Origin of the sequence: Cupriavidus basilensis, from assembly GCF_008801925.2 — a bacterium.
GTDB lineage: Bacteria > Pseudomonadota > Gammaproteobacteria > Burkholderiales > Burkholderiaceae > Cupriavidus > Cupriavidus basilensis.
This window is the reverse complement of the sequence record NZ_CP062804.1, coordinates 3,052,305-3,065,649: the sequence shown is the minus strand read 5'-3', so window position 1 is coordinate 3,065,649 and position 13,345 is coordinate 3,052,305. Positions and strand designations below refer to the sequence as shown.

The window sequence follows — 13,345 nt, the reverse complement described above, 5'->3', positions numbered from 1 at the left end:
TTTCGGCGAACCGCATGCCGATCCGCCCCGCGAGCGCCAGGCTCAGGAAAAAAGCCCGCGGCCGGTTCGCGCCCTCCTGCATCAACGACGTGGCGCCGCGGGTTATGCGGCGCGCTGCTGCAAGCGCAGTACCGCGTCGCGCGCGGCAGCGCCAAGCTCGGCAAGGTCCAGCCCCGGAATCGCGTCATGTTCCACCACCACGCGGCCAGCCACCAGCAGCGCGCGCAGGGCTGGCCGCCCGCCGCTGGCCACGGGCGCGATGGCCGGATCGTGCAGGCCAAAGCAGCGCGGGTCGTCGAGCCGGTAGACGGCGAGGTCGGCCGCCTTGCCCGGCTGCAGCGTGCCTACCGCATCCAGGCCAAGCACCGCCGCGCCGCCCGCCGTGCCCCAGCGCACGACGTCTTCCACGCGCGCGGCGTCGGCGCCGCCTTCATGGTCGCCACCCTCGGCGCGCGGGCGGGCGCCATGGCCGCGCCGCGCGCGCTGCAGCAGCCATGCCGCATGCGCCTCGGAGATCATGTCGGCCGCTTCGTTGGAGGCGGCGCCGTCCACCCCGATCGACACCGGCACGCCAGCGGCTTCCAGCGCCGGGATGTTCGCGATGCCGCTGCCCAGCCTGCCGTTGCTCTGCGGGCAGTGCGCGATACCAGTGCCGGTTGCGCCGAGCTGGCGGATTTCGTCCGCGCCCAGTTTCACCAGATGGGCGAACCAAACGTCGCTGCCCAGCCACTCGTGCTCGCCGCAGAAGGCCACCGGTGTCGTCTGGTACTTGTCGCGCGCGGCGTTCTGGTATTCCACCGTCTCCGACAAATGGCTGTGCAGCCGGATGCCAAGCCGGCGCGCGGTGCGCGCGCTGGTGCGCAATTCTTCGGGCGACATGGAGTAGAGCGGCGTGGTGGGCGCCATCACCACGCGCCGCATCGCATCCGGCGCGGGCTGGTGGTAGCGCGCAGTGAGCCGTTCGCAATCGCCCAGGAACTGGTCGAGCGTTTCGGGTCGCAACGCTTGCGGCAGTTCGCTCTCCAGTTGGCGCGTGCGGGTGGCGCCGCCACGGCACAGCACAAAGCGCAGCCCCAGCGCCTCGGCTTCCTCGAACAGGATGGCCGAGCTGTCGTAGGGCATGCCGGGATAGTAGAGATAGTTGTGGTCCGCCACCGTGCCGCAGCCGCTGCGCACCAGTTCGATCAGGCCGATGCGGGCGGCAAGCCGGAAGGTGGTTTCGTCAAAGGCGGCGCGGAAGCGGTAAGGCGTCGCTCCAAGCCACGGCGTGAGCGTCAGGTTCAGCCCCGGCGGATCGCCCTTGAGCAGCGACTGGAACAGATGATGATGCGTGTTGACCCAGGCCGGGTAGACCACGCAGTCGGTGGCATCGATCACTTGTTCGCCGGGGCGCGGCGCCAGCTTGCCGATGGCCTCGATGGTGCCCCCGGCCACGCGCAGGTCCGGGCCGGCATGGCGCTCGCCTTCACCCTTGCCGTTGCCATGAAGGCCGGTCAGGATGGCGGTGGCGTTGCGGATCAGGATGGTGTTGGTCGTCATGCCAGCTCGCTCTCGTGCCAATGGGACAGCGCCATGCGCGACACCACCACCATGGCGCCGAACAACGCGACGCCGGTCAGCGTGATCAGGAACAGCGCGGCAAACAGGCGCGGGATATTGAGGGCGAAGCCAGCCTGCAGGATCTGGTAAGCCAGCCCCGCGCCGGTGCCGCCGGTGCCCGCCACGAACTCCGCCACCACCGCGCCGATCAGCGCGAGGCCGCAAGAGATCCGCAGGCCGCCGAAGAAATACGGCAGCGCGCTAGGAATGCGCAGGCGGCGCAAGGTATCCCAGCGGCTCGCGCGGTTGATGCGGAACAAGTTGAGCAGGCCGGGGTTGACGCTGCGCAGGCCCAGCACCGTGTTGGAGATGATCGGGAACACGGCCACCATGGTGGCGCAGATCACTAGCGCCAGTGTCGGCTCCTTGACCCAGATGATGATCAGCGGCGCGATCGCCACCACCGGCGTGACCTGCAGCAGGATCGCGTAGGGAAACAGGCTGGCTTCGATCAGGCGGCTCTGCACGAAGATGAACGCCGCGGCGGTGCCGACTACCACGGCCAGCGCAAAGGCCAGCATGGTGATGCGCAGCGTCACCCATAGCGAGCCGCACAGCAGGCTCCAGTCTTCCACCAGCGCATGGCCGATGGCGGTGGGCGTGGGCACCAGGTATGCGGGGACGGCGAGCGCCGTGCAGGTCGCCTGCCAGGCGAGCAACAGCAGCACGCCGACGGCAAGCGGGGCGGCCACGCGCTGTACGGCGGGGCGCGATAGTAGCGGGGGATTCATGGGGGCTCCTAGTTGTTGGTGGGACCGATGCGGCAGCCGGGCTCAGTGCTCGTTGGGGTCGACGCCGGTGTTGGCCTGCGCCAGCAGCGCCGACAACTGCGCGCAGTACTGCATGAAGGCGGGCGAAACACGGAAGGCCTCATCGCGGACTTCGGGGCCCTCGATGGCCACGTCGGCGATCACGCGGCCCGGCCGTGCCGCCATCACCACCACGCGGCTCGACAGGTAGACCGCCTCATAGATGCTGTGGGTGACGAAGACCACGGTGAGGCCGCGCTCGGCCCACAGCGCGCGCAGGTCGGCGTCGAGCTTGTTGCGGGTGAACTCGTCGAGCGCGCCGAAGGGCTCGTCCATCAGCAGCAGGTCCGGGTTGGTCGCCAGCGCCCGCGCGATCGACACGCGCATCTGCATGCCGCCAGACAGCTCACGCGGATAGACCGCGGCGAAGCGGCCCAGCCCCACCAGCGCCAGCGCGCGCTGCACACGCTCGTCCGCGTCGGCGCGCGGCATGCGGGCCAGGTCCAGCGGCAGCCGCACGTTGTCGGCCACGCGCGCCCACGGCATCAGCGTGGCTTCCTGGAACACCATCGCCAGCGTGCGGCCGGCGCTGGCGGTGGCGACGTTCGTTCCGCTTGGAAGGGATGGGTTGCCCCACCAGCGCATATGGCCCGCCGACGGCATTTCCAATCCGGCAAACAGCTTGAGCAAGGTGCTCTTGCCGCAGCCGGAGGGCCCCAGCAGCGAGACGAACTCGCCGGGCTTGATCGCCAGCTTGACGCGCTCCAGCGCGACGGTGCCGTTGGGGTAGGTTTTCTCGACCTGGTTGGCGAACAGCAGCGGCGCGTTTGCATCGCGCCGGCCGGTGCCGGCGGGCTCGCCGCCGGCGTCGGGCGCAAGGCCGCTGGCGCTCGGCGTTGCAGCGGGGGCTTGCATGGCACCGCGAAATAGTACGCTCATGGCTGTCTCCGTATGGAATGGTTCCGAGGGCTATCCGAAGTCCGGCTCAACCGCGAACCACGGGAATGCGGAAGGTCTCTTTCTCGCCATGCCGGGTGAACAGTTCCATCAGCATCTTGCGCATCAGCAAGCCGGGCTTGTCGGATTCCATATGGAATTCAACGCGGCGGCGCGTGTCCACGCAGGCGTCGTAGTCGGTGGCCTCCAGGATGTCGCGGTCCTCGGCGACGATCGGCGCGTCCCAGTCGATCAGCTCCTGGGTCGAGCAGTCTTCCTCGCTGTCATTGCGGTACAGCCATTGCGACAGCATCACGCTCTTGTCGTCGATCGGCGTGGCGCAGTTGTAGATGATGTGGTGGCGCCCGCTGGCCGGATAGGTACAGCCGAAGCGGCGCGTGAACGGCAGGTCCCAGCGGTTGAACATATGGCGATGCGTGATCGGCTCAGTGGTGCCGGTAACACGATGGCCCGCCTCGATATTGCGGATCGGCACCAGCGTCTCGGCCTCGAAGCCCCACTCGCGCTGCTGCAGCTCGTACTTCTCCGGCTTGGGCTGCTCGGACAAGCCAAAGTTGGCGCGGTGCACGAAGCTGAAGTGCGAGTTGTCGAAAGAGTTCTCCATCACGCGCAGCGAGCTGGTGTTCCACTTCTCGTAGAACTGGAAGATACGGCGGTAGGTGGGGTCGCCATCCTCGGGGAAATCGGGGATGGGCTGCAGCGGATCGTCCAGCGCCACCCACACATAGCCGTATTTCTCCTGCACGTGATAGGCCTGCACTTTCGCGCCAGAAGGAATGGCGTTGTCCGGCGCCTGCGGAATCCGCACGCAGCTGCCCGAGCAGTTGTATTCCCAGCCGTGGTAGCCGCAGACGATGTCCCCCCGCTCGTTGACCCAGCCCTTGGACAGGCGTGCGGTGCGGTGGCAGCAGCGGTCCTGCAGCGCCGCCGGCTTGCCGTCAGCGCCCCTCCACAGCACCAGGTTCTCGCCCAGCAAGGTAAAGGGCTTGGGGCCGTCGTCGAGCATCGAGATCGGCATCAGGGCGTACCAGAAACGGCGCAATACGGGTTGTTGGGTGACCAGCATGTCAAATGTCCTTGTATGGGGTTGAGCTTTAACGGCGAAGCTGCGCGCTTCAGGGCATGACCTTCAGGTCTTTCACGAACTGCGTGGTGTAGGCTTGTTTCCAGTCGGTATCGGCCTTGAGCAGCCCGGCCCCCACCATGAAGTCGCGCGTCTTCTGCCAGCGCGCGTCGGTCATCACGCCGATGCCGTAGCGGGCCGCGTCGCCACCGCCAACCATGTGGTATTCCTTGAGTTTCTCCACGCCCCAGGCGAGCTGGTCGTCCTTCATGTTGGGGTTTTCCTGCTTGATCAGCGCATTGGCCGGGGCAGGGTCCGCCAGGTAGCTCTTCCAGCCTTCCATGCTCGCCTTGACGAAGCGCGCGACCACGTCCGGCTTCTCCTTGACCATCTTTTGCATGGCGACGATGGTGGTGCCGTAGGGCGGATAGCCATCGTCGGCAAACAGGAAGAAGCGCGTCTTGGCACCGGCCTTGCTCGCCGAGAACACTTCGGAAGAGGCATACGCCTGCTGGGCCGCCTGCGGGTCGGCAAAGAAGGGCTGCAGGTTGAAGGTGTAGACGCGCGACTGCGATTCCTCCAGCTTGTACTTGCCCTTGAGCCAAGGCCACCAGGTGGTGCGTCCCGAGGTGGAAACCAGCACCGTGCGGCTCTTCAGGTCGGCCAGGCTCTTGACGTCCTCGTGGGTCATCATGCCTTGCAGGTCGGTCTGGAAGGAGGTTGCCACGGTGGTCACCGGCACGCCTTGCTCCACGCTCTTGAGCACCTGCAGGTCATAGCCCATCAGGAAATCGGCCTGGCCGCTGGTGAGGATCTGCATGCCGTTGACCTGCGGGCCGCCCATGCGAACCGTGACGTCGAGGTCGTATTTCTTGTAGATGCCTTTCGCCACCGCCTGATAAAAGCCGCCATGTTCCGCCTGGGCATACCAGGAGGTGAGGAACGTCACCTTATCGGCGGCTAGCGCGGTGGCGGGGACGGCGGCGAGCGTCAGTGCGGCGCAGGCGCCGGTAATCAACAGGCGGCGCAATGGGGAAGGTGTCTTCATGGGGGCTCCTGTGCGGATGTTTGCGGGGGAAACCAGGGCGGGCACGGCAACAGGCGGGCGACGACGCGGGACGCAAGCGGCGCCATGGCAGGCAGATGCGTCCGCGAAATGGAATAAGGGCGTGAAGATGGGGGACATCGTGAGCGCTCTCTTTTCTCTCGTGCCCGGCCTGGTGGCCGGATCCAAACGCCCGGATGCCTCGCGATGCGAGTCAACCAGGCGTGCGACCGGATGGTCGCGAGAGCAATGTCCCGCGCCGGCATGCGCCTGCCCGCTGGGGGAGGCGTATCGGCGCTAACCGCTTCTACTCGATAGCTTGTTCAGCAAGAGGTGTGCCAACGGCAGTGGTGAACGCCGCGCCCCAAATGCGCCGGATCGCGGCATGCCGCTGGGCGGCCCTGGTGCACGATCGCCTGCCTCGACGCGTTGTGCACCAATTCGGTGAGCAGCGCGCTGGCCGGTGCGATCAGGAGCTGGAACTCGCCCTGACCAGCCCGCCGCAGCGGCCTAGCGCGGTGGTGACACAGCACGCGTTGCCGGACCAGTCGCCACCGATCACCAGGCCAGTGGGGCCAGCGATCAGGCGGCGATGGCACAGGCCGGGCACCAGCAGGGGCTCGGGCGACGTGGGCGCGCGCGCATCGCGCGGGCCGCCGCCTGGCGCACGCGCCGGTGGCACCTCCTCGGTCCACAAGTAGGCGGTGCCGCCCGGAACGGCCTGCACGGATTGCGGCGGACCCCACTGCGCCTTGGCTTGCTCGATCGGGGCGGCTTGCCACGAATCCAGGATGCGTTGCATGGCGGATTGCTCGACGCTTGCGCAGCCGCCCAGGGCGATGGCGGCGAGTGGGGTCAACCAAAGGCGAGGGGAGATGGAGAGACGGCGAACGACAGGCATGGCGGCTCCAGGGGGAGCAGGCATGCCCCCTGCGTGCAGCCTAGCCTAGCCGCCCACCTCGCCGCAAGCGGCCACGGGCGCTTTATGCGGGCTTGCCCACAGTTGGCGCCAGCACGGTCTTGTCGGCGTCCCGGGGCGGCTCGTGCGCGCTGTCGTCGCCGCCGGCCTGGCCCAGGTCCATGCCCTTGGTTTCCGGCAGCAGCAAGGCGGCGCCCATCACCATCATGTAGCCCACCCCAGCCACGATAGCGATGGCCAGTGGCAGCGAGGTGCGGCCGGTGCTGAGCCAGCCCACCGTCAGCGGGAACAGCGAGCCGATCACGCGCCCGATGTTGTACGAGACGCCATAGCCGGTGGCGCGGATATCGTTGGGATAAGACTCCGAGATAGTGGCGCCGATGCCGGCGAACACGCCCTGCATCAGCACGCCCAGCGGGAAGCCCAGAAACAGCATCGACGTGTTGGAGACCGGGATGACCATATAGACCAGCGCCATGATAAAGGCGCCGGCGGCAAAGGCGATATAGGTCAGGCGGCGGCCCCAGCGGTCGGTGGCATAGGCACCGGCCACGTAGCCCACCAGCGAGCCGACGATCGTCATCGCGAGGTAGGAACTGGTGCCGAACACCGACAGCCCGCGCTCGGTCTTGAGGAACGTCGGCAGCCAGGTGGCAATCGCATAGTAGGCGCCCAGCATGCCGCCCGACAGCAGGCTGCACAGCACGGTCTTGCCCAGCAGCGGCCTGCGGCCGAGCCGCGCCAGCTGCTGCCATGCGGTGGGCCCGCTGCCGGCGCCAGCGCTGGCACGTTCGGCCTGGCTCTTGGTGAAGACTTCCGGCTCCTCCAGGTTGCGGCGCAGGTAGATCACCACCAGCGCCGGCAGGATGCCCATGAAAAAGCAGACGCGCCACGCGGTTTCGGCCGGGAAGATGCTGAAGGTGATGGCGTAGGCAATGGCCGCCGCGCCCCAGCCGAAGGAGTAGCTGCTGGCGGTGAAGCCGGAGTATTTGCCGCGGTGCGCCGGGTTGCGGATCATTTCCGTCACCAGCACCATGCACAGCGAGGATTCGCCGCCGAAGCCCAGGCCCTGGAGCATGCGGAAGGCCAGCAGTTGCTCGGGAGTGTTGGCCAGCCCGCACAGGAAGCAGGCAACGGCGAACACCACGATCGTCCAGCGCAACACGCGCACCCGGCCATAGCGGTCAGCCAGGACGCCCGCGCCGATGGCGCCCACCAGTGACGACACCAGGGTCCAGGTGACAATGGCGCCGGCCGCCGATTTGCTCATGCCCCACTGGGTGAGCAACGTCGAAATCAGGAAGGAATAGATCATGAAGTCGAACACGTCGACCGCATGACCGAGGAACGCGCCGTAAAACCCCTTGCGCTCCATTGTCGATAAATCCTTGAACCACGTGAACATGCTCTCTCCTTCGTGTCGTTGCTTCGGGGGCGGTGCGCTGGTTTTTTTGGCGCCGGGGCGCGTTACACCGTGTGGGACTGGCATTGGGACTGGGACTGAGCCGAGGCCGGCGGCGGCCGGAAGGCAAATCCGGCTGCTTCCAGCAACTGGGCAAAACGCAATGCGGTCAGGTCCTCGAACCTTCCAGCGACGATCTGCACGCCTACCGGCAGGCCACTGCGGCCCGGGCCGATCGGCGCTACCGTCGAGGGCAGGCCGCACAGGCCGGAGTGCCCGGCCCAGAACAGCTGGCTGGTGAGCGGCTGCGCCCGGCCATTGACCTGTAGCACCCGCTGCCACGGCTCGCCGGCTTCATCCAGCGCAAAGGCGGTGGTGGCCGCTGCCGGGCACAGCAACACGTCAACCTCGCCAAAAAAGCGTTGCCAGGCCTGCGCGAAGGTGGCCCGGGCTTGCTGCAACTGCAGCCATTGCCGGTGCCGGATGGCGGCGCCGGTGAATTGCAGCGTGGCGTAGCTGTGGTCGTCGGGCGCGGCGCCTGCGGCGCGGGCCAGCGCGGCATCGAAGCCAGCGTCATCCATATGGATCGACGTGGTAGCCCGCAGCATCAGCACGTAGGTGTGCCAGAGAGCCGAGGCATCGAAGTCCGGGCGCGCGTTCCAGCGAACCTGGGCGCCTTGTCCCTCCAGCCAGTGGCCGAGCTTTTCGATTTCGTCGCTGACTTCCCCGTCCGCCTCGCACAGCGGATGGCTCGGCAGCACGCCGATGCGGAAGTCGGCAAGCGCGCGCTTGTCGCAGGGCGGCAACGTCAGGCGATAGGCCTGCGCTTCAATGCAGTCCGGGCCAGCCAGCGCCCGCAACAGCAGTTCCAGGTCGTGCGCGCTGCGTGCCAGCGGCCCCGCCACGTTGATCTCCTGCTCGCCGTAGCCGTGGCCGATGCCATGGCCGCGCAGCGGCACCAGTCCGTGGCTGCTCTTGTGCGAGAACACGCCACAGTAATGCGCCGGGTTGCGCAGCGACGAGCCGATATCCGAGCCCACGTCAAAGAAGCTCATGCCCGCGCAAACCGCCGCGGCGCTGCCGCCGGACGAACCGCCCGGAGTGCGGCTGGGGTCGCGCGGGTTGCGGGTGGTGCCGTAGATGGCGTTGTAGCTCTGCCAGTCGCGCAACCCGAGCGGCACGTTGGTCTTGCCCAACAGGACCGCGCCGGCCGCGCGCAGGCGCTCGACCACGGCCGAGTCGCTGGTGGCGATGTTGTGGCGCTGCGCCGGACTGCCGCACGTGGTGGGCCAGCCTGCTACGTCGAAGGATTCCTTGATGGAGAAGGGAATGCCGTCCAGCAAGCCAAGGGACTCCCCGCGCCGCCGCCGTCGGTCGCTGGCCTCGGCTGCGGCACGTGCGGCGGTGAAATCTGCCAGGATGAGGGCGTTGATCTCCCGATGCGAGGCGGCATAGGCTGCCTCGCACCAGTTCACCAGGTCCTGCGCGCTGGCGTCGCCTTTGGCCAATAACGCTGCGGCTTCCCAAACCGGCAGGAAGCGCGCCCCTGGCGGCCGGGTGTCGGTGCTTGCTATGTCTTGCCGCGTCACGCATTCGCTCCGTATTGGGGAGGGCGCTGCTATGGCGCCCGGGTTGGCGGCAATCGGGTTTGCCTCCAGAATCGGTATACTATATTCATTAAATTGCCGAGGGCAAGGCAAATGTTCGAACGCCAACAATTCGCCGCGTTCTGGTGCAATGCAGCAGACTTCGGCACAAATACGGGGTTCGCGGGATGGAGGAGCTAGGCGCCGCGCACCTTGGCGGTGCGTGATTGATGAATATTCGGTATACCGTTTGTGGGCTATGGGCTGGCTGCCCGGCAGTCGTCCGGCCTAGCGCTCGAAGAAAGACAAGGTCTGTTGGTCTGGGCTTGGCGGCTTGCGCCGGTGGGGCGCCGCGGTGGGCGATGTAGTCTGCGGCTGTGTTTCCGGCCGGGGCGCGGCCGGTGGTTGCAGCTCGAATCGCCGCACCGCTTCCAGCGCAACGGCACCGGCGAGCAAGGCCGGCAGCCTCGGCGCCAGGATCTGATAGGTGTCCAGGTCAAAGCGCGCGGGCGAGGACAACAAGCCTGGCGCCTCCGCCAGCGTGGGCACCGAGCCCAGGTAGCACCAGTCTTCCAGGACATGCCACCACGCCTTGGGGCCGTGCTGCTCGCGCCATGCCACTGCGCCCGCGAACGGCCAGGGCTGGATCGCCAGGTTGGCCAGTGCGGTGACCGCCCGCTCGCGGTGCGCTGCGAGGGACTCGTCGCCAGTGCATGCGCCCAGGCAGCGGTGCAGTTGACGCGCGAAGCAGGGCAGGCCGCGCCGCGCGGTTTTTTCCTGGGCGAGGGCGACCTGGCAGAGCTGATGGGTTTGGGCCAGTTCGGCTAGCCGGGCCTGGGCGCTGGCCCGGCTGGGAAAGGCGCCATATAGATTAGGGTGCCGGCTGAAATCGGTGTTGCGATCCGAGCGCAGTATCGGCGCGCTCAGCCCGGGGGGCAGTTCCCACGCGTAGAGCGCGGCATTCTGGCGCAACATCTGGTTGTGCAGCGGCTGCATCGTCTTGATCAGGTGCGCTTCCAGCAGCAGCGCGCCGGTCTCACCGCCGGTCTCGCGCCATTCGACGCGGCGCACCGTGCGCGCTAGCCGCATTTCCAGGGTCGCACGATGATCGCCGGAGAAATGCGCGCCAATGCGCTGGCGCAGGTGGATGCTCTTCCCTATATAGAGAGGCATGTCCTGGTCGCCATAAAAGAGATAGACGCCCGGGGTGTCGGGAACGTCATCCAGCGCGGTTTCTTCGAGCCCGGCAGGCAGGCTTGCCCGCTTGATCAGCGACTGCACTGCGGATTCGACCAGGTCTATCGTGTAGAGCTCGTGGACCTTCTGCCAGAATTGCCACAACAGCTCGGCGTCGGCGAGAGCCCGGTGCCGGCCTTTGGGCTGCAACTCGAACCGGGCGATCAGCGCGTCCAGCCCGTGACGCGCTGCCGAGGGAAACAGCGAGCGCGAGAGCCGTAACGTGCACAGGACATCGGCGCGAAAGGTGACGCCGACGCGGCGGAACTCATTCTTGAGAAAGCCATAGTCGAAACGTGCGTTGTGCGCCACGAAGAGCTTGCCTTGCAGCCGCTCCCCGAGCGTTTCCGCCAGCGACTCGAAGCTTGGCCGCCCTCGCACCATGTCGTCGGTAATGCCGGTCAGTTGCTGGATAAAGGGTGGGATGCCAATGCCAGGGTCTATCAGGGTGTCCCATTCGACGATGCCGTCCGGTCCCACTTCCACGACGCCAATCTCGGTAATACGATCCCGGGTGCCGTCAGCGCCTGTCGTTTCCAGGTCGACAAAGACAATCGGACGTGAAAGTGCTGCCGCCAGCGCCTGCGCATCCAGATGCCGGGGCGCATTCGCCGGCTGGTGCGATGGCTGCTGGTAGATAGGAAGGTCAGGCATTCGTGGATTCTAATAGATGGAGATGGCAGTCGCGCGACCCTGCGCCGGGGCACGGAAGCCTGCTTCATCACCGTGTCACAGATTGTTCTGAAGAAATTCAAGAAAACGATTGCCAAGGTCCGGGGAGACGCCTATGATTCGCCCCCTCGCAACACGAAACACCGCTGCAAAGCAGACGGGACAAGGGTTGCGGGGTCGGCAGGGGAGGTTGGCGGCGCGAACGGCGCGGCGAGCTGAAGAAAAAACCTGTTGACGAAACGATGATCACGCTTCATAATCTCGTTTCTCTGCTGCAGCAAACGCAGCGACGCGGTAAGCAAAGCGAGCCGCGGTCAGTTCTTTAACAAACAAACAACCGATAAGTGTGGGCGCTTGATAGCGGATGCGGAAGACTTCGGTCTTTTAGCTTACAAGTTATAAAGTGCTCGCACAGTAAAACATGTTGGTTATGTCCGGGGTGCAAATCGCGGACGTAGCCAGTCAGTTTTCTGAGAGTGAGCGACCGCTCGAAAGAGCGAGATCCATAGGGAAACCGAAGGATCACACAGGTATTAAACTGAAGAGTTTGATCCTGGCTCAGATTGAACGCTGGCGGCATGCCTTACACATGCAAGTCGAACGGCAGCACGGGAGCAATCCTGGTGGCGAGTGGCGAACGGGTGAGTAATACATCGGAACGTGCCCTGTCGTGGGGGATAACTAGTCGAAAGATTAGCTAATACCGCATACGACCTGAGGGTGAAAGCGGGGGACCGTAAGGCCTCGCGCGATAGGAGCGGCCGATGTCTGATTAGCTAGTTGGTGGGGTAAAGGCCCACCAAGGCGACGATCAGTAGCTGGTCTGAGAGGACGATCAGCCACACTGGGACTGAGACACGGCCCAGACTCCTACGGGAGGCAGCAGTGGGGAATTTTGGACAATGGGGGCAACCCTGATCCAGCAATGCCGCGTGTGTGAAGAAGGCCTTCGGGTTGTAAAGCACTTTTGTCCGGAAAGAAATCCCTTGCCCTAATACGGCGGGGGGATGACGGTACCGGAAGAATAAGCACCGGCTAACTACGTGCCAGCAGCCGCGGTAATACGTAGGGTGCGAGCGTTAATCGGAATTACTGGGCGTAAAGCGTGCGCAGGCGGTTTTGTAAGACAGGCGTGAAATCCCCGAGCTCAACTTGGGAATGGCGCTTGTGACTGCAAGGCTAGAGTATGTCAGAGGGGGGTAGAATTCCACGTGTAGCAGTGAAATGCGTAGAGATGTGGAGGAATACCGATGGCGAAGGCAGCCCCCTGGGACGTCACTGACGCTCATGCACGAAAGCGTGGGGAGCAAACAGGATTAGATACCCTGGTAGTCCACGCCCTAAACGATGTCAACTAGTTGTTGGGGATTCATTTCTTCAGTAACGTAGCTAACGCGTGAAGTTGACCGCCTGGGGAGTACGGTCGCAAGATTAAAACTCAAAGGAATTGACGGGGACCCGCACAAGCGGTGGATGATGTGGATTAATTCGATGCAACGCGAAAAACCTTACCTACCCTTGACATGCCACTAACGAAGCAGAGATGCATCAGGTGCCCGAAAGGGAAAGTGGACACAGGTGCTGCATGGCTGTCGTCAGCTCGTGTCGTGAGATGTTGGGTTAAGTCCCGCAACGAGCGCAACCCTTGTCTTTAGTTGCTACGCAAGAGCACTCTAGAGAGACTGCCGGTGACAAACCGGAGGAAGGTGGGGATGACGTCAAGTCCTCATGGCCCTTATGGGTAGGGCTTCACACGTCATACAATGGTGCGTACAGAGGGTTGCCAACCCGCGAGGGGGAGCTAATCCCAGAAAACGCATCGTAGTCCGGATCGTAGTCTGCAACTCGACTACGTGAAGCTGGAATCGCTAGTAATCGCGGATCAGCATGCCGCGGTGAATACGTTCCCGGGTCTTGTACACACCGCCCGTCACACCATGGGAGTGGGTTTTGCCAGAAGTAGTTAGCCTAACCGCAAGGAGGGCGATTACCACGGCAGGGTTCATGACTGGGGTGAAGTCGTAACAAGGTAGCCGTATCGGAAGGTGCGGCTGGATCACCTCCTTTCAAGAGCGTGCATCTTAAGTCGAGCGTTCACACTTATCGGTTTGTTTGCT

At 65.0% G+C, this 13,345-nt stretch carries 9 protein-coding genes and 1 rRNA gene; 1 reads left to right on the top strand and 9 read right to left on the bottom strand.

Annotation, left to right across the window (positions count from 1 at the left end; translation table 11 throughout):
* Positions 1 to 102 precede the first annotated feature (102 nt).
* From F7R26_RS34570 to F7R26_RS34530, 9 genes are all read right to left on the bottom strand, one after another.
* On the bottom strand, positions 103 to 1,539 hold the full coding sequence (locus F7R26_RS34570; RefSeq protein WP_150985295.1) for an amidohydrolase family protein: 1,437 nt from the start codon (positions 1,537 to 1,539) through the stop codon (positions 103 to 105).
* Entirely contained in the window at positions 1,536 to 2,330 is a 795-nt protein-coding gene (locus tag F7R26_RS34565; RefSeq protein WP_150985296.1) for an ABC transporter permease, read from the bottom strand. Before F7R26_RS34565 ends, F7R26_RS34570 begins: the two co-directional genes overlap by 4 nt.
* 42 nt (positions 2,331 to 2,372) lie before the next feature.
* Positions 2,373 to 3,287 (bottom strand): ABC transporter ATP-binding protein, encoded by a 915-nt coding sequence (locus F7R26_RS34560; RefSeq protein ID WP_241754649.1) that lies wholly within the window; start codon positions 3,285 to 3,287, stop codon positions 2,373 to 2,375.
* A gap of 46 nt (positions 3,288 to 3,333) precedes the next feature.
* On the bottom strand, positions 3,334 to 4,371 hold the full coding sequence (locus F7R26_RS34555; RefSeq protein ID WP_150985297.1) for an aromatic ring-hydroxylating dioxygenase subunit alpha: 1,038 nt from the start codon (positions 4,369 to 4,371) through the stop codon (positions 3,334 to 3,336).
* A gap of 49 nt (positions 4,372 to 4,420) precedes the next feature.
* A complete protein-coding gene (locus F7R26_RS34550) occupies positions 4,421 to 5,416 on the bottom strand; it encodes an ABC transporter substrate-binding protein (protein ID WP_150985298.1) in 996 nt (331 codons plus the stop codon).
* Positions 5,417 to 5,882: 466 nt separating this feature from the next.
* Positions 5,883 to 6,314 carry a hypothetical protein gene (locus tag F7R26_RS34545; protein ID WP_150985299.1) on the bottom strand — a complete coding sequence of 144 codons (432 nt, stop codon included), beginning with the start codon at positions 6,312 to 6,314 and terminating at the stop codon, positions 5,883 to 5,885.
* 82 nt (positions 6,315 to 6,396) lie between these two features.
* Positions 6,397 to 7,737, bottom strand: coding sequence for an MFS transporter (locus F7R26_RS34540; protein ID WP_150985300.1), 1,341 nt, complete (start codon positions 7,735 to 7,737; stop codon positions 6,397 to 6,399).
* A 62-nt stretch (positions 7,738 to 7,799) separates the two neighbouring features.
* Positions 7,800 to 9,323, bottom strand: a complete 1,524-nt coding sequence (locus tag F7R26_RS34535; protein ID WP_150985301.1) for an amidase — start codon at positions 9,321 to 9,323, stop codon at positions 7,800 to 7,802.
* A 285-nt stretch (positions 9,324 to 9,608) separates the two neighbouring features.
* Entirely contained in the window at positions 9,609 to 11,210 is a 1,602-nt protein-coding gene (locus F7R26_RS34530; protein ID WP_150985302.1) for a 3'-5' exonuclease family protein, read from the bottom strand.
* A 553-nt stretch (positions 11,211 to 11,763) separates the two neighbouring features.
* Here F7R26_RS34530 and F7R26_RS34525 point away from each other — a divergent pair.
* Positions 11,764 to 13,295, top strand: a 16S ribosomal RNA gene (locus tag F7R26_RS34525).
* The last annotated feature ends 50 nt before the right edge of the window (positions 13,296 to 13,345 follow it).